Below are 26279 nucleotides of genomic sequence, written 5' to 3' on the forward strand. Positions count from 1 at the left end.
GGCAAATCTCGATGCGCCATTTTGCGGTAGTCGCCCCGCCGCCTCAAGCCTTATTGCGGGCGAATACTGCGCAATGCCTGTTGCAGTGTCACCGGGGCGTCGCCCAGCCGCTCGCGATACACCAGATAATTGCCCAGCACCCGCTTCACATAGGTCCGGGTTTCCTGAAACGGAATCAGTTCGACCCAGATCACCGGATCGACATTGGGCAGGCGCGGATCGCCATAGGCCTTGATCCATTTATTGGCATTGCCCGGCCCGGCATTATAGGCGGCCGCCGCGAGCACCAGCGAGCCGTCATAGCGATCCAGCTGCGTGCCGAGATAGGTCGAGCCCAACAGCGCATTATATTCGGCGTCGCTGACCAGCCGGCTGGGCGAATAGTCGACGCCAACCTTGCGGGCCACCTCCTGCGCCGTGCCCGGCATCAATTGCATCAGCCCGCGCGCGCCAACCGGCGACACGGCGTCGAGCTGAAACATCGATTCCTGCCGCGCCACGGCATAAACCGCCGCCCGGTCCGCTGCCAGCACGGCCGTATCGGGCAGGCTGGACTTGGGAAAGCTGAAACTGTCGAGCGGGGTGCCGCGCTGATCGGCCGTCGCGGCGATCGAAATCGCCAGCTGCGGCGCGCCGATTTCGGTCGCCAGCCGCGCCGCCAGCAGCAATTCGCCGCCGCCGGCCTGCGCCGTGCCGAAATTGCGCAGCAGTGGCAGGGCCAAATTGGCCTGGCCGTTATCGGCCAATAGGCGCACCGCCTGCACCACCGGATGAATATTGAACAGCGCCTCGCTGGGCTCGCTATCGGGCAGGGGCCGCAGCCCCACGCCAGCTTCGCCCAGCTCGGTGCGGGCCAGCTGGCCGTAATACACCACGCCATAACCGGCGGCGATTTGCAGCGCGGCGCGGGCGGCCTCGGTGTCGCCCAGCTTCAGTTCGGCCCGCGCCAGCCAGTAATTGGCCTGGGTGACAGTGTCGGGCAGGGTGGATAGGGCCGCCATGGCGGTGAAATGGGTTTTGGCGCTCGCCGCATCGTTGAGAAACGACAGGGCGATCCAACCAGCGTGGAAATGGGCCTCTACCAAGCGGCCTTCGGGGCCGGTGCTGTAGCCGGCGGCGGCCTGATAGGCCAGCTTTGGTTCTCCGATATCGAGCAGCTTGCGCACCAGCAATCGCCGCTCGGTCCACCATTCGGCGGCATCGGGCAGGTCCGCCGGGGCTTTGGCTAGCCAATCGACGGCGCTCTGCCACAGCTCGAACTGCCGCGCCCGCTGCACCCGCGAGAAGATGAAGACCGGGTTGGACCGCATCGACGGATCGACGCTGTCGAGCAGCTTTTTGGCGTCCGCATCCTTGCGCGCCACCGCAGCCCGCGCCACCACCAGCGATTGCTGGGCCGCGCTCAGATGCGGCAGCAACCGTTCGCTGGCCCGCGCCCGGTCATGCATCATCAAATGCACGGCACGGGCCCAATGCGCCTCGCGGTCGAGCAGGGGACCAAGCGTCTCGAGCACGGCGGCTTCCTGCGTCTCGGTCAGGAAATTGTCGACCCACAGGCTCTTGGCGATTCCGCCGGCGAGGCTGGTTTCACCCTGCGCCAGATAGGCACCGGCCAGCAGGATCTGCCCATCTATGGTATTGGGCGGGGCGTCGCCCAGGGCGGCTATGATCGCTGCCGGAGCGGGTTCGGCCTTGCTCAGCGATTGCTCGATGCGGGTGCGATAGAGGCTCGCAGCGGCGAAATCGGGGGCGTCAGCGGCGAATGTTTCGATGGTGGCAGCGTCGATGGCGCGGGGATTAAAATAGATCGCAGCCCACTGGATGGTGCGGCGCTCGGTATCGGGCAGCGTCGTCGCCTGCGCAAAAGCCACTGTCGCATCGCCGCTCACCAGCTCGGTCAGGGCGTCGCGGAAGCTCTGTGAGCCCTTGGCCTCGGCCGCGGGCGTGCCGCTGCTCGGCGGCAAGGCGCCGGTGGTTACCGGGTCGATCAGTTCATTGGTCGTCGCATGGGGAAGGGGGGCAAAGCTCGCCAGACCCAAAACCGCTGCGATGAGACCGGCTGCCAGTCGCCGTTGCATCTGCCGTCCTGCTGGTACGCATTTCTCGATCCAACAGGGTGCCCCCATCCTGCGGTTAAGCCATCGTTACCCAGTTTGGGTAAACACTCGGTTGCGGCGGCGATGTTTCCTGCGGGATGAAGCCAACGAAACATTGTCGCGGCGGCGAAGTGAAAGTATGGTGCGGCCCACAAATCAGCTGCCATCCAGGCAGTTCATACCATCCGGCCACGGCTGAACTGTGGCATTTAAATCAAGGACGTCCCGACAATGCTGCGAGGATCGATTACGGCGCTCATCACTCCCATGCTCAATGGGAACGTCGATGAGAAAGCCTTCGCCAGCTTTGTCGACTGGCAGATTGCTGAGGGCACCCATGGCCTGGTGCCGGTCGGCACCACCGGCGAAAGCCCCACGGTGAGCCATGAAGAGCATCGCCGCATCGTCGAAATCTGCGTCGAAGTCGCCAATAAGCGCGTTCCGGTGATTGCCGGCGCTGGCTCGAACTCGACCACTGAAGCCGTCGCCCTGGCCAAGTTCGCCGAAGAAATCGGCGCCGATGCCGTGCTGTCGGTCGTGCCCTATTACAATAAGCCCAATCAGGAAGGGCTGTTCCAGCACTTCTCCGCCGTGGCCAAGGCCGTGGGCATTCCGGTCATTCTCTATAGCGTTCCCAGCCGCACCACGGTCGATCTCACCGTCGACACCATTGCGCGCCTGCACGAAGCCCATGCCAATATCATCGGCGTCAAGGATGCGACGGCCGATCTGGGCCGGGCCAGCCTGCAGCGCGTCAAGCTTGGCGACGACTTCATCCTGCTCTCGGGCGAGGATATCACCGCGCTGGGCTTCAACGCCCATGGCGGCAATGGCTGTATCTCGGTGAGTTCCAACGTTGCGCCGCGCCTCTGCTCGCAGCTGCAGGAGCTGTCGCTGGCCGGCGATTTCGCCGCTGCCCGCGCCGTCCAGAACAAGCTGGTTTACCTGCACAAGAACATGTTCATCGAGCCCAGCCCGGCGCCGGTGAAATATGCCGCCAGCCGCCTCAACCTCTGCGCCAACGAGATGCGGCTGCCCGTCGTGCCGATGACGAAGGAAGGCGAAGCGGCGGTGGACTTTGCAATGCGGCACGCAGGCCTTATCTAGAGCCCATGGCACCCAAGAACGACAAAGCGAAAAACGGAGTGATCAGCCACGGTCTCGTGGCTGAAAACCGTCGCTCGCGCTACGACTATGAAATCGGCGAGACGCTTGAGGCCGGGCTGGTATTGACCGGCACCGAGGTCAAATCCCTGCGCCTGGGCAAAGCCCAGATCACCGAGGCCTATGCCTCGCCCGAAAAGGGCGAGCTGTGGCTGATCAACGCCCATATTCCTGAGTATCTGCAGGCTAACCGCTTCAACCACGAGGAGCGCCGTCCGCGTAAGCTCCTGGTCTCGCGCAAGCAACTGGCCCATCTCGACCAGGAAGTGTCCCGCGCCGGCAATACCATCGTGCCGCTCAAGCTGTTCTTCAACGACCAGGGCCGCGCCAAGGTGCTGATCGGCATCGGCAAGGGCAAGAAGAACTACGACAAGCGCGAAACCGAGCGCAACCGCGACTGGAACCGCGACAAATCCCGCATCATGAAAGAGGGCGGCCGGGGCTAAGGCTTCGCCTTCACCTGACTGGCCTATCCCCACCCACGATGTCACCCCGGCGTAGAGCCGGGGCCCATCCTGAGACCATGCCGGTGAACCCATCTCGAGATGGGTCCCGGCTCAGGGCCGGGATGACACCGCGTTTAGCTGCTGGAATTGTCGGGTGAGGGCGCTACTCGGCGTCGTCCGCCACCGGCGCAACCGGCGCCACCACCGGCCTCGTGCTCGGTGGGCGGCCGACCGTCTTGGCCAGGTCGGCGACGTCGATGAAGAAATCCGCCTGCCGGCGCAGATCGTCCGAAATCATCGGGGTGGAGGTGGTCAGTGTCGACACCACGGTCACGCGCTTGCCCTTGCGCTGCAGCGCCACCACCAGCGCGGTGAAGTCGCCATCGCCGGAAAACAACACCATGTGATCGTAATAGGGGGCCAGCTCCAGCGCATCGACGCAGAGCTCGATGTCCATATTGCCCTTCACCTTGCGGCGCCCGGTTGAGTCGGTGAACTCCTTGGCCGGCTTGGTTATGACGGTGAAGCCATTATAGTCGAGCCAGTCGATCAGGGGCCGGATCGACGAGTATTCCTGCTCCTCGATTAGCGCCGTGTAATAATTGGCGCGCAGCAGATAGGCCCTGGCGGCAAAATCGGCCAGCAGCTTGCGATAATCGATATCGACGCCGATGGCTTTGGACGTCGCATATAGATTGGCGCCGTCGATAAACAGCACGATTTTTTCGCGGGGGTCGATGGGCATCTCAAATCTCCCGATGGCGGTGTGCCCCGACTAGAACAAGGGCCACGAAAAAGTGGCTGGAATGGATGACTTAAATTCCGCAGAGAGCATTAATTTCGGTATTCGCATGTTTTCTGGCGGCGAGCAAGATATGGCTGAATGGGCGCTGCATGGCCGCTGCGCACAGAGCGGGGCAGGCAATCCTTGTGCCAGCCGGACCACTGGTGTATGGGATGCGTTCATTCCATAAGTTTTGGAGACGTTCGTGGCCCGCGTCACCGTTGAAGATTGCATTGAAAAGATCGAGAACCGCTTCGATCTCGTTCTCATGGCTGCCCACCGGGCGCGCATGATTTCGGCTGGCGCCCAGATCACCGTTCCGCGCGACAACGACAAGAATCCTGTTGTTGCGCTGCGTGAAATCGGCGACGGCGCCATTTCGCCCGACGATCTGCGTGAGGATCTGATCCACTCGCTGCAGAAATATGTCGAAGTCGACGAGCCCGAGAGCCATGCGGCTCCAATGATTGGTGGCGACGACGATTCGATCAGTTTCGATACCATCAGCGAAGAAGAACTGCTGCGCGGTATCGAAAGCCTGGCTCCGCCAGAGCGCCGCGACGACTAAATACGCGTCGTCTCGCGAAAATTATCAACACCCTCGGCGCCAGCCGGGGGTGTTTTTGTTTGATCCTGCCCAAACATCACCCGCGACAGCCTCGCCCATCAAGGGGGAGGTGCCGTTCCGTGCTTGGGGCAGCATGGTGCCAACTCCGCTGCGCTGTACCTCCCCCTTGATGGGGGAGGCTAGGAGGGGGTGGAGCCACAGCCGCGATACTCCCGTTCATCCCTCATCGCACCCCAGATACTCCGTCGCCGCCCTTTCCCATTTTCTTTCAAAGCGCTAAGCTCATTCCTTCGAGCGAGCGGCAGCCACCCCCATGATGCGTCAGTATGAGCTTGTCGAACGTGTTCAGGCTTACAATCCTGACGTCGACGAGCAGTTGTTGAATAAGGCCTATGTGTACGCCATGCAGAAGCATGGCTCGCAGAAGCGCGCCTCCGGCGACCCCTATTTCAATCATCCCCTCGAAGTGGCGGCCATCCTGACCGAGCTCAAGCTCGATGATGCCTCCATCGCTGTCGGCCTACTGCACGACACTATCGAGGATACCGACGCCACCCGCGCCGAAATCGATCAGCTGTTCGGCGCCGAAATCGGAGCCATTGTCGATGGCCTGACCAAGATCGACCGGCTGAACCTGGTGTCGCGCGAGGAAGCGCAGGCGGAAAACCTGCGCAAGCTGCTGCTGGCCATCAGCCAGGACGTGCGCGTTCTGCTGGTCAAGCTCGCCGACCGCCTGCACAATATGCGCACCCTGCATTATATGCCGCCCGAAAAGCGGACGCGTATCGCGCAGGAAACCATGGATATCTATGCGCCGCTCGCCGGCCGCATGGGTATGCAGGACATGCGCAACGAGCTGGAGAATATCTCCTTCAAGATCCTGCAGCCTGAGCATTATCAGGCCATCGTCACCCGCCTTGACGAAATGCAGGAAACCTATCGCGAAACCATCGCCACCATCTCGACCGAGCTGACCGAGCGGTTGTCCGCCGAAGGCATCACCGCGCGGGTCAAGGCGCGGGTGAAATCGCCCTTTTCGATCTTCAACAAGATCGAGCGCAAATCCATCGCGCTGGAACAGCTCTCCGACATGATCGGCTTCCGCGTCATCGTCGGCTCCATCGAGGAATGCTACCGCACCATCGGGGTGGTCCATACCAAATGGAAAGTCGTGCCCGGGCGCTTCAAGGACTATATCTCGGTCCCCAAGCATAACGACTACCAGTCGATCCACACCACCATTGTCGGCCCCGGCCGCCAGCGCGCCGAGCTGCAGATTCGCACCGAGGAAATGGATCTGGTCGCCGAGTTCGGCATCGCCGCCCATTCGCTCTACAAGGATGGCGCGTCGGCCGATCTCAGCCGCATCGAGAATGAATCGCAGGCCTATGGCTCGCTGCGCTCCACCATCGCCCACCTCACCACCGGCAATTCCTCCACCGAGGATTTCCTCGAATATACCAAGCTGGAGCTGTTCCAGGATCAGGTGTTCTGCTTCACCCCGCGCGGGCGGCTGATTGCCCTGCCGCGCGGCGCCACGCCCATCGACTTCGCCTATGCCCTGCATACCGATATCGGCGACACCACGGTTGGCGCCAAGATCAACGGCTCCATTCTGCCGCTGGTGACCCAGCTGCGCAGCGGCGACGAAGTCGAAATCATCCGCGACCAGAACCATCTGCCGCCGCTCAACTGGCTCGGCATTGCTGCCACCGGCAAGGCCCGCGCCGCCATTCGCCGTTCGGTGCGCCATGCCGCGACGCAGCGCGCGCTGGCGCTGGGCGAGCATGTGCTGGCCATGCTGCTTGAGCGCGAAGGCGTCATGCTCGATGACAGCGAGGCCAAGGCCTTGGCCGAGGCGCTGGCTTTGCCCAACCGGCGCGATCTGCTGATCGCCGTGGGTGAGGGCAAGATCGGCTCCGAGCCGCTGGCCGCCGAACTGGCTAAGCTCAAGGGGCTGCGCAAGCGTCGCCGCAAGCTCGATCTGCCGGTCGCCGACACCGCCGATGGCTGGTTTGCCCTGCGCTCCACCGACCTGTTCCGCTTCCGCGTGCCGGGCGGCCAGCGCTCGGGTCCGCGCGCCAAGGCGGCTTTGGCCCAGCTCGATTTCCATATGAATGTGGTGGTGTCGGGGGAGGGCGTCGTGCCCGGCGACCGGCTGGTCGGCATCCTGCAGCCCGATAGCCCGATGCTGGTCTATCCGATCCATTCCGAAGCGCTGATCGACAAGCATGACAGCGATGTGGCCTGGGTCGACGTGCGCTGGAACATCGCCAGCACTGATGATCGGCTCTATCCCACGGTCATCACCATGGAGAGCGTCAACAAGCCCGGCTCGCTGGCGCAGATTTCCTCGGCCATCGCCGCCTGCGACGCCAACATCAACAATCTCGTGATGCGGATGATTTCGCCCGACTTTCACCAGATGATCTTTGAAATCGAGGTGCGCGACCTTGCGCAACTGACCGATGTTCTGGCAACGCTCAAGCGCAGCCCCGGCCTCAGCGCCGTACAGCGCGCCGGTGTGCGCGAAGCGGGCATGATTTCGACCCTGGAATGGGACGGCAAGGTTGATAAGAGGTTTGTTGATGACGAAAGATGACGTGCTGGCGATTTTCCGGGAATGCGGCGCCATGCTCGAAGGCCATTTCATCCTGTCGTCGGGCTTGCGCTCGCCGGTGTTCCTGCAAAAGGCCAAAGTCTTTCAATACGCCGCCCAGACCGAAAAGCTGTGCAAGGCGCTGGCCGACAAGATTCGCGCCGAAGGCTTTGGCGACGCCACCAAGGTCGTTTCGCCCGCCATTGGCGGCATCATTCCCGGCTACGAAACCGCGCGCCAACTCGGCCTCCCGGCCCTTTATACCGAACGCGTCGACGGCAAATTCGAACTGCGCCGCGGCTTTGAAATTTCGCCTGACGACAAGGTGATCGTGGTGGAAGACATCGTCTCCACTGGCCTCTCCATCCGCGAATGCGTCGAAGCTTTGCGCGGCATCGGCGCCAATGTCATTGCCGCCGCCTGCCTGATCGACCGGTCCGGCGGCGAAGCCGATGTCGGCGTGCCGCTGGTCAGCCTCATCGAATTCAAGGTTCCCGCCTATCCCGCCGACCAACTCCCCCCCGAACTGGCAGCCATCCCCCCCATCAAGCCCGGCAGCCGCGGCATTCAGGGGGTGAAGTGATCCGCATCGTGCTTGTGGCACCCTTGTGCGACACAAACCGGCCCGATACCTCCCCCTTGATGGGGGAGGCTAGGAGGGGGTGGGGCCACACGTACGGAGCGGTGACCCCATGATCATCGGCCTAGGCTCCGACCTCTGCCAGATTGCGCGGGTGCAAAAGACCCTCGACCGCTATGGCGAGCGCTTCACCCAGCGCTGTTTTACCGAGATCGAGCGCCGCAAATCCGACCGCCGTGCTCAGCGCGCTGCCTCCTACGCCAAGCGCTTTGCTGCCAAGGAAGCCTGCTCCAAGGCGCTGGGTACCGGCATCAGCTGGGGCGTCTATTGGCGCGATATGGGCGTGGTGAACCTGCCCTCGGGCAAACCCACGATGAATTTGACCAATGGCGCGGCAAAAGCGCTGGCCCGGCTTGTGCCGCCCGGCCACGAAGCCCACATCCACCTGACCATCACTGACGATGCGGGCCTGGCCCAGGCTTTCGTCATCATCGAGGCGCTGCCCATTGCTCCGATACGCTAAGGTCATCGGCAATAGTTTCGCACGCATTGATTGCAATCGAAGCGCCAGCAGAATAACGCTGCCGCGCTACCTTTTTCGGGGAAATTCATGAGCCAGCCCACTGACAAGTCCATCAAGAAGGCCCCGGCCAATGAATGGGTCGAAACCATCGTCGTGGTGGTCGAGGCGCTGCTGATCGCCATCGTGCTGCGCTCGTTCCTCTACCAGCCCTTTTCCATCCCCACCGCCTCGATGCAGCAGACGCTGATGATCGGCGATTATTTCGTCGCCAATAAATTCGTCTGGGGCTACGGCAAGCATTCCTTCTCGCTCGGCCGCTACGGCGATTTCACCGCGCTGGATTTCGAACTGCCGATCAATAACCGTATTCTCGGCCGTGAGCCCAATCGCGGCGATGTCGCCGTGTTCCGCCCGGTGCCGCAGAATATGGAATATATCAAGCGCGTCGTCGGCCTGCCGGGCGATACCATCCAGGTCCAGCAGGGCCGGCTCTACATCAACGGCACCATGGTCGAACGCGAGGAAATCGGTAAGGCGCAGGATACCGACAGCAATGGCGATACCCGCGACGTCACGGTCTATCGCGAGACCTTCCCCGAGGGCTCGACCCACACCATTCAGGAAATCTCCGATAACGGCCCGCTCGACAACACCTCCGAATATGTCGTGCCCGCCGGCCATTACTTCATGATGGGTGACAACCGCGACCGATCTGCCGACAGCCGCGTGCTGAGCCAGGTCGGCTATGTGCCGGCGATCAATCTGATCGCCAAGGCCGAAGCGCGCTTCTTCTCCATCAAGGACAATCTGCCGCCCTGGCAGCTGTGGCAGTGGCCGGCCAATGTGCGCTGGGACCGCATGTTCCAGTCGATCGATCGATGAGTCGTGCCGCGCGCAGCCATGAAAAACTGCAATTCCGGCTCGGCTATAAATTTGCCGATCCGGAACTGCTGAACCGCGCGCTCACCCATTCCAGCGCCGTCTCTCCGGCGCGGCGCATCGAGCGCTCCTATCAGCGCCTCGAATTTCTCGGCGACCGCGTGCTGGGGCTCGTTGTCGCCGACATGCTGTATCGCCGCTATCCCAAGGCCAATGAGGGCGAGCTGAGCCGCACCCTCAATACGCTGGTGCGCAAGGAAACCTGCGCCATCATTGCCCGCACCCTCGATCTGGGCAGTGAGATGATTTTGGGCGAGAGCGAAGCCCGCACGGGCGGCGCCGAAAAGGAAGCCATTCTCGGCGACGTGACCGAAGCGGTCATCGGCGCGATTTATTGCGACGGCGGCATGAACAAGGCTTATGAATTCGTCGAGCGCATGTTCGAGGAATTTCTCGCCGACGGCCAGGCCAACAAGGCCGATGCCAAGACCACCCTGCAGGAATGGGCCCAGGCCCGGGGCCTCGAACCGCCGACCTATACCCAGACTGACCGGCGTGGTCCCGACCACGCCCCCGAATTCACCATCACTGTCACTCTGGGCGAATTTGAACCGCTGAGCGCCACCGGCCCTTCCAAGAAGATTGCCGAACACAAGGCCGCCGAGCTGTTTCTCATCGCCCAGCAGGTATGGCAGGAACCCAAAGGCACACCGCAATGACCGAATCCATCCCTCCCATCCCGACCATCGAACCGATCGACACCGCCTGCGGCTTCATCGCCCTGGTTGGTGCTCCCAATGCCGGCAAGTCGACCCTGCTCAACGCCCTGGTCGGCACCAAGGTTTCCATCGTCACCCACAAGGCGCAGACCACCCGCAGCCAGGTGCGCGGCGTGGTGACGCTCGACAAGGCCCAATTGGTGTTCATCGACACGCCCGGCATTTTCGCGCCCAAGCGCCGGCTCGACCGCGCCATGGTCGATAGCGCCTGGGGCGGGGCAGGGGATGCCGACATCGTCGCCCTGATTGTCGACGTTGACAGGGGTTTGACGGCGGAACTTGAATCTTTGCTTGAAGGGCTGGAGAACGTCCGCCACCCGCGCATCCTGATCCTCAACAAGATCGACACGGTCAAGAACGAGGAACTGCTCAAGCTTTCCGCCGCCATCAATGAAAAGCTGCGCTTCGAAGCGACCTTCATGATTTCGGCGCTCAAGGGCTATGGCGTTGCCGACTTCATGGAGTGGTGCATCAAGCACATTCCGCCCGGTCCCTGGCATTTCCCCGAGGATCACCTCACCGATCTGACCATGGCGATCACCGCCGCCGAGATCACCCGCGAGAAGCTGTTCCTGCGCGTCCACGACGAAATTCCCTACAACACTACGGTCGAAACCGAGTCCTTCAAGATCCAGAAGGACGGCTCCTACAAGATCGACCAGGTGGTCTATGTGACCCGCGACAGCCACAAGAAGATCGTGCTCGGTGCCGGCGGCCAGACCATCAAATCCATCGGCCAGGAGAGCCGCAAGGAATTGATGGAAATGTACGAGGTGCCGATTCACCTCTTCCTCTTCGTCAAAGTCCGCGAAAAGTGGGGCGACGACCCCGAACGCTACCGCGAAATGGGCCTGGAATACCCCCATGGGAAGGGCTGACACGGCCCCGATCCTTCAGTCGTCACCCTTCTCCCCCTGTGGGAGAAGGGAAGGAAGTAGCCATGGAATGGACCGCTGACGCCCTGCTGATCGGCGTTCGTCGCCACGGCGAAAGCAGCGTCATTGCCGAGGCCATGGTCGCCGGGCGTGGGCGCTCCCTTGGCCTAGTGCGCGGCGGCCGTTCCAGCAAGCTCGCCGCCGCCCTACAGCCCGGCAATACCGTCCAGCTCACCTGGCGCGGCCGCCTCGAAAGCCACCTCGGCATTTTCACCGTCGAACTGCTGCAGGCCCGCGCCGCCGAACTGATCATCGACCGCACCCGGCTCTATCTCAGCCAGCTGGTTTGCGACCATCTCCGCCTGCTGCCCGAGCGCGATCCGCATGATCGCCTGCTCGGCATGGGCTTGCGTCTCATCGACGGCGCCCCCGACGGCGTGGCTCTGGCCCGGTTCGAGCTGGCCGTGCTCGACGAACTGGGCTTCGGCCTTGATCTCAGCGTCTGCGCCGTCACCGGCGTTACCGACGACCTCACCCACGTCTCGCCCAAAACCGGCCGCGCCGTCTGTCGCGCCGCCGCCGCGCCCTATCTTGACCGCCTGCTGCCGCTGCCCAGCTTCCTCACCGCCCGCGGCAATGCCAGCCCCCACGACATCGGCGACGCCCTCCGCCTCAGCGGCCACTTCCTCGACCTGCACATCTGGGCCCCCCGCGAGCTGGCCCACCCGGCCACCCGGGAACTGCTGATCGAGGCTCTGTCCCGCGACGAAGGCTAGTGATCTCCAATCACCCCCTCCCATCCTCCCCCATCAAGGGGGAGGTGTCTGATCGTGTATGAGGCACCATCGAGCCAGACCCCACCGGCCGATACCTCCCCCTTGATGGGGGAGGCTAGGAGGGGGTGGAGCCCCGCCCGCCGACTTCAGTGCTTCCCACCCCCGATAATCATGTGGAAAGCGCGCGGAACCGCCATTTATCGTGAGGCGGAGAGCCCCGCCCGCTATACTGCTTTCCTGATTCGTTCCTCTGGAAGCCTTGCCGATGTCCGACGCCGATACCTTGCCGCCTGCCGACGACCAGCGCGTCGTCGATCTCAAGCAGGCGCTTGAGGAGCGGTACCTCTCTTACGCTCTCTCGACCATCACCCAGCGGGCGCTGCCCGACGTGCGCGACGGCCTCAAGCCGGTGCACCGCCGCATCATCCATGCGATGCGTCTGCTCAAGCTCGATCCGGGGCAGGGCTACAAGAAATCGGCCCGTATCGTCGGTGACGTGATCGGTAAGTTCCATCCCCATGGCGACCAGTCGATCTATGACGCGCTGGTGCGGCTGGCGCAGGATTTTGCCCAGCGTTACCCGCTGGTCGATGGCCAGGGCAATTTTGGCAATATCGACGGCGATAGCGCCGCGGCGATGCGGTACACCGAAAGCCGCATGACCGACGTGGCGATGCGCCTGCTGGAAGGCATCACCGAAAACGCCATCGACTTCAAGGCGACCTATGACGGCGAAGACGAAGAGCCGATCGTGCTCCCGTCCAACTTCCCCAACCTGCTCGCCAACGGGTCCACCGGCATTGCCGTGGGCATGGCGACCTCGATTCCGCCGCATAATATTTCCGAGCTGTGCGATGCGGCGCTGCATCTTATCAATGTGAATCCAGAAGCTTCGGCCCAGGACCTGACTCAATTCGTCAAGGGCCCGGATTTCCCCACCGGCGGCATTCTGGTCGAATCGGCCTCGTCCATTGCCCATTCCTACGCCACCGGGCGCGGCTCGTTCCGGCTACGCGCCAAGTGGGAAGTCGAGGAAAGCGCCCGTGGCGTTTACCTGATCGTGGTCACCGAGATTCCCTACGGCATTCCCAAGTCGCGGCTGGTCGAAAAGATCGCCGAACTGCTGCTGGCCAAAAAGCTGCCTTTGCTCAAGGACGTGCGCGACGAAAGCTCGGACGATATCCGTCTGGTGCTCGAACCGCGCGCCCGCACCGTCGATCCGGTGATCCTGATGGAGCAGTTGTTCAAGACCACTGATCTCGAAACCCGCTTTCCGCTCAATCTGAACGTGCTCGATCGCGGCACCGCGCCCAAGGTGATGAGCCTGGCCCAGGCCCTCAAGGCCTGGCTGGAGCACCGCAAGGAAGTGCTGGTTCGCCGCTCGACGCACCGGCTCGAGCAGATTGCCCACCGTCTGGAAGTGTTGGCCGGCTACATCATCGCCTATCTCAATCTCGATGAGGTGATCCGCATCATCCGCGAGGAGGATGATGCCAAGGCGTCACTGATGGCGACCTTCGAGCTGAGCGACGTGCAGGCCGAAGCCATCCTCAATATGCGGCTGCGGTCGTTGCGCAAGCTCGAGGAAATCGAGTTGCGCAAGGAGCACGGCACGCTGACCGACGAACAGGGCCATTTGCAGACCCTGCTCGCCTCCGACAAGCGCCAGTGGGGCGTCATCTCCAAGGAGATCGAGGCCCTCAAGAAAATCTATCCGTTGACCAATGCCGATGGCACGCCACACGCCCTCGGCGCCCGCCGCACCGAACTCAAGGATGCGCCGACCGCCGATCTGGCCGAGGTCACCGAAGCCTTTATCGAGCGCGAGCCGATCACCGTCATCCTCTCCGAAAAGGGCTGGATTCGCGCGCCGCGCGGTCACGCCGTTGAGGTCAATGACGAGAAGGGCTTCAAGGCCGGCGACCGGCTTAAGCTCTCGTTCAAATGCGAGACCACCGACAAGCTGCTGCTGCTCACCACCGGCGGCAAGGTCTATACTCTGTTCGGCGACAAGCTTCCGGGCGGGCGCGGCCAGGGCGAGCCGGTGCGCATCATGGTCGATATCGAGGAGGGGCAGGATATCGTCGATATCTTCGTCTATCGCCCCGGCCAGAAGCGCATCGTCGCCTCATCCACCGGCTACGGTTTCATCGTCGGCGAAGACGAGATGATCGCCAATACCCGCAAGGGCAAGCAGATCCTCAACGTCACCACGCCCGCCGAGGCCGCCTTGCTGGTCCCCGCCAATGGCGACCGCGTCGCCGTCATCGGCCAGAACCGCAAGCTGCTGGTGTTCCCGCTGGCCCAGCTCGCCGAAATGGGCCGTGGCAAGGGCGTCCGTCTGCAGCGCTACAAGGATGGCGGTATTTCCGACCTCAAGACCTTCTATGCCGCTGATGGCCTGACCTGGACCGACAGTTCTGGCCGTACCTTCACCAAGCCGATGGAAGAACTGACCGACTGGCTCGGCGACCGCGCCACCGCCGGCCGCCAGCCCCCCAACGGCTTCCCACGCAACAACAAGTTCGTCGGGTAACTTAGCTTCTTCCCTTCTCCCCTCGTGGGAGAAGGTGCCCGCAGGGCGGATGAGGGGGCCTTCCCTCCATCCTGCCCCCTCATCCGTCGCGCTGCGCGCGCCACCTTCTCCCACGAGAGGAGAAGGATGAAAGTGGAAGCCCATGATCCGCCACTGCGTCTTCGTCAAATTCCGTCCCGAAATCAGCGCCGCCGAACGCGCTGAAATCTATGCCGGGCTCAACGCACTGGTCGGCCAGATCGAGGGCCTGCTCTCGGCCGATTTCGGTCCCAATATCTCGCCCGAAGGCCACGCCAAGGGCTTCAATGACGGCTTCATCATGGACCTGGCCGACGAAGCCGCCCGTGATCGCTACCTCGTGGATCCCGCCCACAAAGCCGCTGGCGCCAAGCTGGTCGCCGCCCTGGAAGGCGGCCGCGACGGTTTGCTGGTGTTCGATCTCAAGCTCGGCGCTTAGGCTTCACTCCACCGAAAAAGTCATCACCACCGGCAGGTGATCGCTCGCCGTCGCCGCGCCGATATGAATATCGTGCACCATTATGCCGCCTTTCGTCATCACATGGTCCAGCGGCAGGAACGGGACCGTGTCGCGCCAGTCCCCGAGATAATACCAGCTCATCGGAAAGGTGAGCAGGTTCATCGTCTGACGCACCAGCCCGTTCCGCGCCACGAAATCGCGCAGCGCGTAGGACCACGGCGTTGAGTTGAAATCTCCCGCCAGGATCACCGGGCCCTCCACCTTGTCCACCACCTCGGACAGCGCCGTCAGCTGCTCCTGCTGGCGTGAGACGGGGATCGGCCAATCCATATGCGTGGTGATCACCGAGAAGCTCTTGCCGGTCTCGGGGTGGAAATTGGCCAGGATATGCGCCGTCCGCGTCGTGCCATAGGCATTGTCGGGACAGGCATCCGCGTCGGTCTGCTCGAATGGAATGCGCGAATACAGCCCCAGATTGGCGCGCTTGCCGCCCCGGCAGCGCACGAAATACGGATAGCGCGTCAGCAGCGCCGGATGCAGGTCGGTGGCCTGTTCGCCAAAATACTCCTGCAGCACGATGATGTCCGGGTCCTCGGTGAAAATCGCGGCGGTGACCTTTTCCATCTCGTAGTTCATGCCGAACAGATTATGCGTCATCAGCGTCACGCTGCCGCTGCTGGGCGCTGCCGGCCGCGTCTGCAGCGAGCCGACATATTCGGGCAGCATCACATTGGCCGATGCCGCAACGCCCACCACGGCATAGATGATCGCCACGCCGCGCAGCCGGCCACGCAGCAGCACGGCGAGGATCAGCAGCGCAATCGCCGTGCCCGGCAACAGGAAAATCTGCGCGTGATTGAGCAGGTCGAGTTCGGGCAGGGCAAAGCCGAACAGCGCCAGAATCGCCAGCGTGGCGACGCCCAGCGCGCCGAGAATGAGGCCCAGCCGGATCAGTTTAACAAGCAAAGACATGCGGCAGTCCGGCAGGGAGGAGAGGCGGGCGATAGCCGAGCTTTATGGCGCAACCATGCCTGCGGCAATGAAAAAAGGGCAACCGCGCGGTTACCCTTGATCCGAATTCTGCTGGGTCACCTAGTCGAGCCGGCACCAGCCGAGCGGACCCTTTTGCACTTCCAGCGGCTGATACAGCGCCTTGTAGGCCATCTTGGGGGAATCCTTCACCCAATAGCCGAGATAGACATAGCGCAAGCCGGCGGAGCGCACCTGCGCGATATGGTCGAGAATGAGATAGGTCCCGAGGCTTCGCGGCGCCAGGTCGGGGTCGTAGAACGAATAGACCATCGACAGCCCATCCGGCATCACATCGGTCAGCGCCACCGCGATCAGCGTCTGGTCGGGATGGTCGCGCAGGCGATATTCCACCAGCACCGACTGCACCGGGGTGTCCTCGACCATATATTCATAGTCGACGAAACTCATCTGGTTCATGCCGCCGCCGGCATGGCGTGATTCCAGATAGCGCTTGAACAGCTCATATTGTTCGCTGGTCGCCGTGGTCGGGCGCACTTCCACCGACAGATCGTCATTATGGCGCAACACGCGACGGAATCGACTCGATGCCTCGAATTCGTCGGCGACGATGCGCACCGACAGGCAGGCATTGCAGCCTTCGCAGGCCGGGCGATAGATCAGGTTCTGGCTGCGCCGGAAGCCGTTTTCGCTCAGCAGATGATGCAGGCTCGCCGCGCGGCGGCCCGTCAAATGGGTAAACAGCTTCCGCTCCTGCTTGCCCGGCAGATAGGGGCACGGCATGGCGGCGGTCAAAAACAGCTGCGTGGTTTCGGGCGTCTGGTCGGTCATCGAAGACCCTTAGGTGGCATCGGCAGGATGGTACTCCCCCCGGTCACCCCCGGCAACGCCTCAAAATGCCTCGGTTGCAGGACCCGAATGCGTCTGCCGCCAGTGGCGCACCATCGGCGAGCGGCGCACCATCAGCGTGCCCACCACCAGATCGTGGATCATCTGCCGGCGCGGCGTAAACAGCGCGAAGGCCAGCGACAGGGGCCAGGAAATCCAGGTGGTCAGCCAGAACACCGCAGCATGGATGATCGCCATCCACCCATCCAGCGGCTGCCCGCGCGTCGGCGTCAGCACGATATCCATCATCTGCATGCCCAGCGTGGCGCGCTTCGACGAGCCGAGCGTCACGCCATAATAGACGATGATGGCGGCCGGTACGACGAACACTAGCGCCAGCCAGGCCAGCCCGAAGGTCAGAAAGCCGGCGATGATCCCCACCAGCGAAAAGCCGATGATCATCAGGCTCATCACGAACAGGTCGATAACGAACGCGATCACGCGGCGCGTCAGCACCCCCTCGAACAGCTCGGGGGCAGTGGCAGGATCGGGCAGGGTAGGGTTGCTCTGGTTCATAAGCAGAAGATTGTCACGGCCAGGGCAGGGTGCAAGAGGGCGGGCACGAAAATGTGCCCGTCAATTTGGTGTCGGCGGCGAAATGGATTGCCCGGACAAGCCGGGCAATGACGATTGGAGGAAAACCCCGATCATACCCCACCGTCATCACCGGGCTTGTCCCGGTGATCCATCTTCCAGGTAGCGGAGAGAGCCGTTTAGCCCCAATACCGCTATTACCGCCCCAACTCCCGCGCCACTTCCAGCGCAAAATACGTCAGCACCCCATTGGCCCCAGCGCGCTTGAACGCCCACAGGCTCTCCAATATCGCCCCCTTGCGGTCGATCGCCCCGGCCGCAGCCGCCATCTCGATCATCGCGAATTCGCCACTCACCTGATAGGCGTAGATCGGAATGTTGAAGCTGTCCTTGGCCCGGCGGACGATGTCGAGATAGGGCAGGCCGGGCTTGACCATCACGCTGTCGGCGCCCTCGGCAATGTCCTGCTCGATCTCGCGCATGGCCTCGTCGGAATTGGCATAGTCCATCTGGTAGGTGCGCTTGTCGCCCTTGAGCCGGCTGCCCGAGCCGACGGCCTCGCGGAATGGCCCATAGTAATAGGACGCATATTTGGCCGCATAGGCCATGATCTGGGTCTGCTCGAACCCTTCATCGTCCAGCGCCTCGCGGATGGCGGCGACGCGGCCGTCCATCATATCCGAGGGGGCGATGATGTCGGCGCCCGCCTGGCTCTGCACCAGCGCCGAGCGGATCATTACCGCCACGGTCTCGTCATTGAGAATTTCCCCGTCGCGCACCAGCCCGTCCTGGCCGTCGCTGGAATATTCATCCAGCGCCACGTCGGCGATCAGCCCGATCTCGGGGACGGCACTCTTGATGGCCGACAGCGCCCGGCACATCAGATTGTCCGGGTTATAGGCTTCCGCGCCGTTTTCGCTGCGCAGATGGTCCGGCGTATTCGGAAACAGCGCCAGCGCCGGAATGCCCGCATCGCGCGCCGCCTTGGCCGCTTCGACACACAGATCGACGCTCAGCCGCTCGACGCCCGGCATGGTGCGAATCTGGGTCTTCTCATTGTGCCCGTCGATGACGAAGAGCGGCCAGATCAGATCGGACGGCGTCAGCACGCTTTCGCGCACCATGGCCCGGCTCCATGCGGTGCGGCGGGTGCGGCGCAGGCGGCGGCCGCCGAGAAATGCCATGTCGTGCTTCTGCCAATCGTCGGCCATTGTGGGAGGCTCCTTATCGTGTGCGTCCGGTTTACCAGCGCTGTGTGCCTGCTCCAAGCTCCGGCTTGTCGCATCCCTCGCGTGCGGGTAGAAACCCAGCATGGATTTCAACGCCCAGCCCATCGGCATCTATATCCGCATCGTCGCCATCATCAGCCTGTTGCTCGGGCTGAACGATGCGGCGCGTCTGCTCGGGGTCAATCTGGGTGCGGTCAGCCCGATCACCACCATGGGCATGACGGGCTTTGTCTATCTCGCCATTTTCGGCCTCGCCCGGCTGTTTGCCGCGGTCGGGTTGTGGATCAAGGCGAGCTGGGGCGCGGTGCTGCTGGTGGGGGCCACCACGGTCGAACTGGCGCTCTATCTGCTGGGCAATGCCGATGTCCGCATGACCGCCTTTGGCTTCGCCGTTCGGCTGGTGCTGCTGGCCTCCATCCTCATCATCTTCGTGCTGTCGGTCCGCCACCGCCGCGCCCGCGCCGCCGACTGAGCTTAGGGCCAAAAAGCCGTTTACACCCCCGTAAGGTTACAACTTTATGTACTGGTGTAACGAAGAATAAAGCCAAATTCTCATTGCTTTCCAGTAAGATAGTCTTAATCACGCCACTTAGGGTGATCTTAGTCCGGCGGTCGTAGTTTGGCCTCATGAGATGCGAAAAATCGCACAGACTGCACAACAGTGAGGCACAAATGGCAATCAAATCCAACGCAGCCGAGGCCCTGTCCCCGGAACGTCCCCAGAGCCTGAAGCCGCTTTATCTGGAAGCTGTTTCCCGCGTAGAGCGCCTGCACCGTCGCCTGCTCGACCTCATCAAGGATGAGTTCGACCGGATGGGCTGGGACGATATCAACCCGGTCCAGGCGCTGCTGATGTTCAACATTGGCGACGCTGAGCTGACCGCCGGCGAGCTGCGTTCGCGCGGTTACTATCTGGGCTCCAACGTCTCCTACAATCTGAAGAAGCTGGTCGAGACCGGTTACATCTTCCAGGAGCGCTCGCGCACTGACCGTCGTTCGGTCCGCATCAAGCTCACCCCCAAGGGCGAGGAAGTGGCTGAAGTCATCGACGAACTCTATGACCGTCACCTCAAGTCCATCGACAAGGTCGGTGGTCTGGGCGACGACGAATTCGACGGCCTGAACAAGGCGCTGGCCCGCCTTGAGCGTTTCTGGGTCGATCAGATCCTCTACAAGCTGTAACGCCGGGCGCCTGCCGCCACTGTTGCTGCTGTGCCACATCTGAAGGTCAACGCCGGTCCCATGGGCCGGCGTTCACTTTTTCGCCGCAAACGCGCGCGACTGCGATGTTACGTGGTTTGAAACCATTTATGCGTATTTTCGGATCAGGCAATTCCGGGCTCACATGCGGTTGACCGCGTTGTGACCAGCGGGGCGCAATGGTAAAACTGGCACGTTTTTCGGGGCCAGCAATTTCGGGTGACTTGATGCGGCTGAATAGACGTTCCTTGCTCCGGTATACGGCCATGGCCGGAGCATCTCTGGCAATGCCGGCGGTGGTTCGCGGGCAGGAGTCGTTCTTCGACATGATGAACAGCGGCAATGTGCTGCGCAATGTCGATAAGGATGGCAACACGGCCGCCGCTCAGGCGCTGATCGCCACCAATGAGCCGATCCTGTCCTATGACACGCTGTATAATCTCCAGCTGGCCATCTCCCAATATGAGCCTTTCGTCGCCAATGGCGGCTGGGAAGAAATTCCCCAGGAGGCGTTCCGCCTGCTGATCGGCAAGTCCGGCGCTCCGGTGATCGCGCTCAAGCGCCGCCTGATTTCGTCGGGCGACATGGTGCTGGTGCCCAATGTCAACGACATGTTCGATCAGGACACCGATCGCGGCGTGCGCAGCTTCCAGGCCCGTCATGGCCTGGTGGTCAATGGTCAGGTGGACGAGGCGACCTGGTACGCCCTGAACATCCCGGCGGCGACCCGCCTGCAGCAGCTCTATCTCAATTACACCCGCGTCCAGAACATGGCCGCGTCGCTGAACCCGCGTTATGTCGTGGTCAACATTCCGGCCGCCACCATCGAGGCGGTCAATGATGGCATGGTCGAGCAGCGCCACACTGCGGTGGTCGGCCGCGTCGAGCGCGCCACCCCGATCATGGCCAGCAAGATCAGCCAGATCAATTTCAATCCCTATTGGCACGTGCCCAAGTCGCTGGTCCGTCAGGACCTGACCAAGTACATGCAGGAAAATCCAAACTACCTGACCGAGCAGAACATCTTCATCTACGATGGGTCAGGCAACAAGGTTGATCCGCAGTCGATCGATTGGACCAACATCAGCGACCAGGCGGTCAACTACATGTATCGCCAGGAGCCCGGTGCGGCCAATTCCATGGGCCACTGCAAGATCAATTTCTACAATCCCTATGATTGCTACCTGCACGACACGCCGGGCAAGGAGCTGTTCGGCGAAAACGGCCGCTTCCATTCCTCGGGCTGCGTCCGCGTCGAAGGCGTCGCCGAGCTGGTGAACTGGTTGCTGCGCGACAATGGCGACTGGGACCAGAACAAGGTCAACTCGACCTTCGATTCGCTGCAGCGGCTCGATGTGGAGTGCAAGGCCCGCGTGCCGATCCACACCACCTACATCACCGCCTGGGCCAACCGTCAGGGCACCGTCAGCTTCCGCGACGACGTCTATAAGTTCGACGAACAGGGCAAGGTCACCTTCGACCAGGCCTAATCCCGCCTCGTAGATCGCAATCGCCTCAGTCGACACCCTCCCCCTTGCGGGGAGGGATCAAGGGTGGGGGATGTTTAGCCCCCATATCCGGGCCAATCGCACCCCCTCCCAAAACCTGCTATCGTGACACCGGCGCGGTGAACAGCTTGGGGCAGGGGCGTGGCATGAGCGACGGCGAGGTCTATTTCGAGTTCGTGCAGGTTGGCCCGCAGATGCGGGTCGCCGCCATCGATGCGGCCACCGGCATCGAGGTCATCGTCATCACCCCGCGTTCGGCCACCAAGCTGCAAATGCAGCAGGTCGCCCTCGCCAAACTGCGCCGCAAACTGGTGGAAACCACTCCGGCGCCACCGGTGATCCCCGGCAAATTTGCCTGAGCCTGGCCGCCAGCTCTTCCCCTGGCGCGTGTTTTGGGCCATATTCCGCCTGTTCGCGCGACTGGCGAGAAGAGATGGGTAACCATCGGGGAACGCGAACCTTGTAGAGCCGCTCGCCTGGGCACCCATCCGCAACTAGGGGAGCCCTATGCACTCACAACCTCTTTCCCGGTCTTGGAATCGCGCTCCGCGCCATGATAAGGCCTTTCCCATGCTTGCCCGTTTCGTCTCCAGCGAGGTCGTTGTCCTATGAGCGCTGCCGCGTCCCTTCCGCTCTTTCCGCAGTTTTTCACCAACTCCGTCGCCCAGACCGATCCGGAGCTGGCTACGGCCATGACCAATGAGCTGGCCCGCCAGCAGGGCGAGATCGAGCTGATCGCTTCGGAGAACATCGTCTCCCAGGCGGTGCTGGAAGCTCAGGGCTCCGTCCTCACCAACAAATACGCCGAAGGCTATCCCGGCCGCCGCTATTATGGCGGCTGCCAGTATGTCGACGTTGCCGAAACCCTGGCCATCGACCGCGCCAAGCAGCTGTTCGGCGTCGAATATGCCAACGTGCAGCCCAATTCCGGTTCGCAGGCCAATCAGGGCGTCTATCAGGCGCTGATCCAGCCCGGCGACACCATCCTCGGCATGTCGCTCGATGCTGGTGGTCACCTGACCCATGGCGCCAAGCCCAACCAGTCCGGCAAGTGGTTCAACGCCATCCAGTACGGCCTGCGCGCGCAGGACGGCCTCGTGGATATGGATCAGGTGCGTAGCCTCGCCCGCGAGCATAAGCCCAAGATGATCGTGGCTGGTTTCTCGGCCTATTCCCGCATCATGGACTGGGCCGAATTCCGCGCCATCGCCGATGAAGTCGGCGCCATCCTCTTCGTCGATATGGCCCACGTGGCCGGTCTGGTTGCTGGCGGCGTCTATCCCAGCCCGTTCCCCCATGCCCATGTCGCCACCACCACCACCCACAAGACTCTGCGCGGCCCGCGCGGCGGCCTCATCCTGACCAATGACGAGGCCATCGCCAAGAAGATCAATTCGGCGATTTTCCCCGGCATTCAGGGCGGTCCGCTGATGCATGTCATCGCCGGCAAGGCCGTGGCCTTCAAGGAAGCCCTGCAGCCCGAGTTCAAGGCTTACGCTGCTCAGGTCGTGGCCAATGCCAAGGTGCTGGCCGACACGCTGGTCAAGGGCGGCGTCGAGATCGTCAGCGGCGGCACTGACAACCATCTGATGCTGGTCGATCTGCGCCGCAAGGGCCTCACCGGCAAGGCGACGGAAGCCGCTCTCGAGCGTGCTCACATCACCTGCAACAAGAATGCCGTGCCGTTCGACCCGGAAAAGCCGGCCATCACCTCGGGCATCCGTCTGGGCACCCCGGCCGGTACCTCGCGTGGTTTCGGCGTTGCTGAATTCCAGCTCATCGGCGAGCTGATCATCGAAGTGCTCGATGGCCTCAAGGCCAATGGCGACGAGAATAACGGGGCCGTCGAGGCTGCGGTTCGCGCCAAGGTCAAGACGCTCACCGATCGCTTCCCGATCTACGGTCAGTAAGGGCTTTTCATGCGCTGTCCCTATTGCGGCAATGACGATACGCAGGTCAAGGACAGCCGCCCGACCGAAGATTCTGGCGCTATCCGCCGCCGCCGCGTCTGTAATGGCTGCGGCGGCCGCTTCACCACCTTTGAGCGCGTGCAGCTGCGCGACCTCACCGTGGTCAAGAAGAGCGGCCGCAAGGTGCCCTTCGACCGCGAAAAGCTGGCGCGCTCGGTCTATACCGCCTTGCGCAAGCGCACCGTCGAGGCCGACCGCATCGAGCGGATGATTTCCGGCATCGTCCGCCAGCTCGAAAGCCTGGGCGATGTGGAGGTCACCTCCGACCAGATCGGCGAATATGTCATGGATGGCCTCAAGGGCCTCGATGACGTGGCCTTTGTGCGCTTCGCCTCGGTCTACAAGAATTTCTCCGCCGCCGACGATTTCCGCAATTTCCTTGCGGCACTCGCCGAGGGACAGTCGACGATTCAGGACGACGAGTGAACGAACTGACCGCCGACGACCGGCGCTGGCTCGATGCCGCCGCCCGCTACGCCACGCCCTTTCTCGGTACCACCGGCGATAGCCCGACCGTAGCCGCCTTGCTGGTCGCGCCGCACAACCAGACCCTGCTGGCCCGCGCCGTGACCGCCAAGGGCGGTCGCCCGCACGCCGAAGCCCTGGCCATCGAGGCCGCCGGCTTCGACGCGGCTGGCTGCACGCTCTATCTCACGCTCGAACCCTGCCATCATTGGGACCGCACGCCGCCTTGCGTCGATGCCATCATCCGCGCTGGCATCATGCGCGTCGTCATCGGCATGGCCGATCCTGATCCGCGCATCGCCGGCAGCAGCGTTGCCCAGCTCGAATCCGCCGGTGTCGAAACCCTGATTGCCGATGCTGCCTCGTGCAAGGCGCTGCATGCCGGCCATGCGTTACGGCATAGCGCCGGCCGTCCCTTCGTCACCGCCGTGCTCGCCATCTCGACCGATGACCGGATCGGCGTCGCAGGCGAGGGCAGGGCGGCTCTGACCGGTCCAGCCGGTGCCTGGCTCGATCTGCTGCGCACCCGCTCCGACGCCGTGCTGATCGGCGCCGCCACCGCCCGTGCCGATGATCCGAAGCTGACCGTCACCCTGCCGGGCCTTGCCGCCCGCACGCCCTTGCGCGTCGTGCTGGCCGGCGCTGCGGGGATTGATCGCAAGGTGAATCTGATTGGTGGTTTCTCCGGCTATCGCACTGCAATCATTGCCGAAACCGACGTATCGGTCGATGCGCCAGCCTCGGTCCAGACCCTGCGAGTTGCCGGTAATAGTGGCCGCCCCGACTTGCCCGCCTCGCTTGCCGCGCTGGCCGACAAGGGCATCCAGAACCTGTTGGTCGAGCCCGGCCAGCGCCTTGCCGCGGCCCTGCTCGAGGCCGATCTGGTCGACCGCTTTGCCCTGATCACCCTCGATCAGACCATTGGCGCCGCCGGCATTGCCGCCAGCCAGGATGGCAAAATGGCCGATGTTCTGGCCGCCGCCGGCCTCGTTGCCGTCGAGGATCAGCGTCTCGGTGATGCCCAATTGACCCTTTTCGAGCGCCCGGCCCAGCCAGATTAGCCGCGCGCGCAGTTGCAGTTCCCCCCGTGGGCGATTAATGGGAATGCGACGCCTCCTCCGGCAGCGCGGCCCTCGGCCACACAGCAAAGTTGAAAGCAGTTATGGCCGACGCTCCCAAACGCGACCCGCATACCGACCGCCCCGCCAATCAGCGTGGTGCCGCCCGGCTGGCTGCGGTCCAGGCGCTCTATCAAATGGATGTCGGTCGCGCGACCCTTGAGGATACGCTGGCCCAGTTCGGCGCCTTCCACCTCGGCCGCGAAATCGAGGGCGAGCAATATTTGCCCGCCGATGCCGATTTCTTCCGCCAGATCGTTGCCGGCGTCGCCAAGCACCAGCTGGCCATCGATCCCGCCGTAGATCGTGCCCTGGCCGATGGCTGGCCGGTCGAGCGCGTTGACGCCACTTTGCGCGCCATCCTGCGCGCCGCCGCTTTCGAGCTGCTGCGCCGCAAGGACATTCCGCCCCGCGTCGTCATCACTGAATATGTCGATATCGCCAAAGCCTTCTACGAAGACGACGCCTCCGGCCTGGTCAACGCCACCCTGGACGCCATCGCCCGCGAAGCCGGCCCCGACATGGACGGCACGGTCTAGGCCTGCGCCGTGGCGGCATCAAGCGCTCCAACACACTCGATGTCATCCCGGCCTTGAGCCGGGACCCATCCTGAGATGGGGTCAGTGGTAAAATCTGTGCCCACCCACCAGCCAAATCCCCTCGCCCTTCGGGGAGAGGGCTAGGGTGAGGGGGCGATGCCAGCCCAACAATCATCCCCCACAAACAAAAAAAGCCCCGGTTTCCCAGGGCTTTCTCATTTCGCTTGCTTAGAAGCTCTGCAAAATCTGGTCGATGAAGTTGCGATCCTCGCCAAAGGACGCGGTGCGGCGGCTCTCGACCGCCACGGTCTTGCCGTCCTGCAGGCCGTAAACGGCCTTGTCGATGACCTTCTTGTTCTTGTCGAAATACACCACCAGCACGGTGCGCGAGTCGATCATGGTCATGCCAAACGCGGTCTGCCGCACCTTGGTCTCGACATAATAGAATGCAGATTGGTCGCCGAAACTATTGGTCGACTGCGGCGAGCCCAGCACCAGGGTGACCAGCTGCTGGCTCTGGCCCGGGCGAATCTGGGCCATGGCACTGTCGGAGAGTTCATAGCCCTGGGTCCGCTTGGTGATCAGCGAATTGCTGCTGGTGCAGGCGGCCAGCGTCAGCGCCAGCAGGGCGGCCGCGGCGAGCGGTGCGAATGAACTGGAGACGTTACGCAGGAGCATGAATTTGACTTTCCCGATGGCTCTCGACTATAGGCACGGCAACAAGGCAGCGGCCATTGCGGCCGTCGGAATGTGTA

At 62.8% G+C, this 26279-nt stretch carries 27 protein-coding genes and 1 riboswitch; of the genes, 20 read left to right on the forward strand and 7 right to left on the reverse strand.

The annotated features are described in order from the left end of the window. Nucleotides 1-50: 50 nt before the first annotated feature. Nucleotides 51-2078 carry a lytic transglycosylase domain-containing protein gene (locus tag ACX3OZ_RS13920; protein ID WP_459096781.1) on the reverse strand — a complete coding sequence of 676 codons (2028 nt, stop codon included), beginning with the start codon at nucleotides 2076-2078 and terminating at the stop codon, nucleotides 51-53. A 249-nt stretch (nucleotides 2079-2327) separates the two neighbouring features. Here ACX3OZ_RS13920 and dapA point away from each other — a divergent pair, with 249 nt between their 5' ends. Both dapA and smpB read left to right on the forward strand, forming a co-directional pair. Then, entirely contained in the window at nucleotides 2328-3203 is an 876-nt protein-coding gene (dapA, locus tag ACX3OZ_RS13925; RefSeq protein ID WP_459096780.1) for a 4-hydroxy-tetrahydrodipicolinate synthase, read from the forward strand. Nucleotides 3204-3208: 5 nt separating this feature from the next. Next, entirely contained in the window at nucleotides 3209-3706 is a 498-nt protein-coding gene (gene smpB / locus ACX3OZ_RS13930) for an SsrA-binding protein SmpB (protein ID WP_459096779.1), read from the forward strand. A gap of 163 nt (nucleotides 3707-3869) precedes the next feature. Here smpB and ACX3OZ_RS13935 read toward each other — a convergent pair whose 3' ends face one another. Next, nucleotides 3870-4451: a LabA-like NYN domain-containing protein gene (locus ACX3OZ_RS13935; RefSeq protein WP_459096778.1), complete on the reverse strand. Its 582-nt coding sequence runs from the start codon at nucleotides 4449-4451 to the stop codon at nucleotides 3870-3872. Between the two features lie 244 nt (nucleotides 4452-4695). Here ACX3OZ_RS13935 and rpoZ point away from each other — a divergent pair, with 244 nt between their 5' ends. The 10 genes from rpoZ to ACX3OZ_RS13985 all read left to right on the forward strand — a co-directional run bounded on the left by rpoZ (nucleotide 4696) and on the right by ACX3OZ_RS13985 (nucleotide 15062). Next, the gene (gene rpoZ / locus ACX3OZ_RS13940) at nucleotides 4696-5058 is read left to right on the forward strand and encodes a DNA-directed RNA polymerase subunit omega (RefSeq protein ID WP_459096777.1); all 363 of its coding nucleotides are present in this window, start codon (nucleotides 4696-4698) and stop codon (nucleotides 5056-5058) included. A gap of 313 nt (nucleotides 5059-5371) precedes the next feature. Continuing rightward, a complete protein-coding gene (locus ACX3OZ_RS13945; RefSeq protein ID WP_459096776.1) occupies nucleotides 5372-7660 on the forward strand; it encodes a RelA/SpoT family protein in 2289 nt (762 codons plus the stop codon). Then, a complete protein-coding gene (pyrE, locus tag ACX3OZ_RS13950) occupies nucleotides 7647-8240 on the forward strand; it encodes an orotate phosphoribosyltransferase (protein WP_459096775.1) in 594 nt (197 codons plus the stop codon). The genes ACX3OZ_RS13945 and pyrE overlap by 14 nt, the downstream gene beginning before the upstream one ends. A gap of 109 nt (nucleotides 8241-8349) precedes the next feature. Continuing rightward, nucleotides 8350-8760, forward strand: a complete 411-nt coding sequence (acpS, locus tag ACX3OZ_RS13955; protein WP_459096774.1) for a holo-ACP synthase — start codon at nucleotides 8350-8352, stop codon at nucleotides 8758-8760. 87 nt (nucleotides 8761-8847) lie between these two features. Continuing rightward, entirely contained in the window at nucleotides 8848-9642 is a 795-nt protein-coding gene (gene lepB, locus ACX3OZ_RS13960) for a signal peptidase I (protein ID WP_459096773.1), read from the forward strand. Further along, nucleotides 9639-10358: a ribonuclease III gene (gene rnc / locus ACX3OZ_RS13965; RefSeq protein ID WP_459096772.1), complete on the forward strand. Its 720-nt coding sequence runs from the start codon at nucleotides 9639-9641 to the stop codon at nucleotides 10356-10358. The genes lepB and rnc overlap by 4 nt, the downstream gene beginning before the upstream one ends. Then, nucleotides 10355-11296, forward strand: a complete 942-nt coding sequence (era, locus tag ACX3OZ_RS13970; RefSeq protein WP_459096771.1) for a GTPase Era — start codon at nucleotides 10355-10357, stop codon at nucleotides 11294-11296. The genes rnc and era overlap by 4 nt, the downstream gene beginning before the upstream one ends. Nucleotides 11297-11358: 62 nt before the next feature. After that, nucleotides 11359-12069: a DNA repair protein RecO gene (gene recO, locus ACX3OZ_RS13975; RefSeq protein WP_459096770.1), complete on the forward strand. Its 711-nt coding sequence runs from the start codon at nucleotides 11359-11361 to the stop codon at nucleotides 12067-12069. Between the two features lie 265 nt (nucleotides 12070-12334). Further along, entirely contained in the window at nucleotides 12335-14605 is a 2271-nt protein-coding gene (gene parC, locus ACX3OZ_RS13980; protein ID WP_459096769.1) for a DNA topoisomerase IV subunit A, read from the forward strand. Between the two features lie 142 nt (nucleotides 14606-14747). Continuing rightward, complete coding sequence (locus ACX3OZ_RS13985) at nucleotides 14748-15062, forward strand: Dabb family protein (protein ID WP_459104710.1); 315 nt, start codon at nucleotides 14748-14750, stop codon at nucleotides 15060-15062. A gap of 3 nt (nucleotides 15063-15065) precedes the next feature. Here the strand turns inward: ACX3OZ_RS13985 and ACX3OZ_RS13990 are convergent, their stop codons facing one another. From ACX3OZ_RS13990 to hemB, 4 genes are all read right to left on the reverse strand, one after another. Next, nucleotides 15066-16055, reverse strand: coding sequence for an endonuclease/exonuclease/phosphatase family protein (locus ACX3OZ_RS13990; RefSeq protein ID WP_459104711.1), 990 nt, complete (start codon nucleotides 16053-16055; stop codon nucleotides 15066-15068). Nucleotides 16056-16175: 120 nt separating this feature from the next. Further along, nucleotides 16176-16904 carry an arginyltransferase gene (locus tag ACX3OZ_RS13995; protein ID WP_459096766.1) on the reverse strand — a complete coding sequence of 243 codons (729 nt, stop codon included), beginning with the start codon at nucleotides 16902-16904 and terminating at the stop codon, nucleotides 16176-16178. Nucleotides 16905-16964: 60 nt separating this feature from the next. Beyond that, nucleotides 16965-17477 carry an RDD family protein gene (locus ACX3OZ_RS14000; RefSeq protein WP_459104712.1) on the reverse strand — a complete coding sequence of 171 codons (513 nt, stop codon included), beginning with the start codon at nucleotides 17475-17477 and terminating at the stop codon, nucleotides 16965-16967. A gap of 215 nt (nucleotides 17478-17692) precedes the next feature. Continuing rightward, a complete protein-coding gene (hemB, locus tag ACX3OZ_RS14005) occupies nucleotides 17693-18706 on the reverse strand; it encodes a porphobilinogen synthase (RefSeq protein WP_459104713.1) in 1014 nt (337 codons plus the stop codon). A gap of 100 nt (nucleotides 18707-18806) precedes the next feature. Here hemB and ACX3OZ_RS14010 point away from each other — a divergent pair, with 100 nt between their 5' ends. From ACX3OZ_RS14010 to nusB, 8 genes are all read left to right on the forward strand, one after another. Beyond that, complete coding sequence (locus ACX3OZ_RS14010; RefSeq protein ID WP_459096763.1) at nucleotides 18807-19196, forward strand: hypothetical protein; 390 nt, start codon at nucleotides 18807-18809, stop codon at nucleotides 19194-19196. 200 nt (nucleotides 19197-19396) lie between these two features. Beyond that, nucleotides 19397-19906, forward strand: a complete 510-nt coding sequence (gene ldtR, locus ACX3OZ_RS14015; RefSeq protein WP_459096762.1) for a transcriptional regulator LdtR — start codon at nucleotides 19397-19399, stop codon at nucleotides 19904-19906. Nucleotides 19907-20190: 284 nt separating this feature from the next. Continuing rightward, the gene (locus ACX3OZ_RS14020; protein WP_459104714.1) at nucleotides 20191-21414 is read left to right on the forward strand and encodes a L,D-transpeptidase family protein; all 1224 of its coding nucleotides are present in this window, start codon (nucleotides 20191-20193) and stop codon (nucleotides 21412-21414) included. 164 nt (nucleotides 21415-21578) lie between these two features. Beyond that, nucleotides 21579-21791, forward strand: coding sequence for a DUF6898 family protein (locus ACX3OZ_RS14025; protein WP_459096760.1), 213 nt, complete (start codon nucleotides 21579-21581; stop codon nucleotides 21789-21791). A gap of 47 nt (nucleotides 21792-21838) precedes the next feature. Beyond that, a riboswitch (ZMP/ZTP riboswitch) is annotated at nucleotides 21839-21921 on the forward strand. 119 nt (nucleotides 21922-22040) lie between these two features. After that, nucleotides 22041-23342: a serine hydroxymethyltransferase gene (glyA, locus tag ACX3OZ_RS14030; protein WP_459096759.1), complete on the forward strand. Its 1302-nt coding sequence runs from the start codon at nucleotides 22041-22043 to the stop codon at nucleotides 23340-23342. 9 nt (nucleotides 23343-23351) lie between these two features. Continuing rightward, the gene (nrdR, locus tag ACX3OZ_RS14035) at nucleotides 23352-23828 is read left to right on the forward strand and encodes a transcriptional regulator NrdR (protein WP_459096758.1); all 477 of its coding nucleotides are present in this window, start codon (nucleotides 23352-23354) and stop codon (nucleotides 23826-23828) included. Beyond that, complete coding sequence (ribD, locus tag ACX3OZ_RS14040; RefSeq protein WP_459096757.1) at nucleotides 23825-24928, forward strand: bifunctional diaminohydroxyphosphoribosylaminopyrimidine deaminase/5-amino-6-(5-phosphoribosylamino)uracil reductase RibD; 1104 nt, start codon at nucleotides 23825-23827, stop codon at nucleotides 24926-24928. The genes nrdR and ribD overlap by 4 nt, the downstream gene beginning before the upstream one ends. A gap of 101 nt (nucleotides 24929-25029) precedes the next feature. After that, the gene (gene nusB / locus ACX3OZ_RS14045; RefSeq protein ID WP_459104715.1) at nucleotides 25030-25524 is read left to right on the forward strand and encodes a transcription antitermination factor NusB; all 495 of its coding nucleotides are present in this window, start codon (nucleotides 25030-25032) and stop codon (nucleotides 25522-25524) included. 228 nt (nucleotides 25525-25752) lie between these two features. On the opposite strand, the gene ACX3OZ_RS14050 is transcribed toward nusB, so the two are convergent. After that, nucleotides 25753-26202 carry an outer membrane protein assembly factor BamE gene (locus ACX3OZ_RS14050; protein WP_459096755.1) on the reverse strand — a complete coding sequence of 150 codons (450 nt, stop codon included), beginning with the start codon at nucleotides 26200-26202 and terminating at the stop codon, nucleotides 25753-25755. Between the last annotated feature and the right edge of the window lie 77 nt (nucleotides 26203-26279).

The organism is Devosia sp. A369, assembly GCF_054489345.1.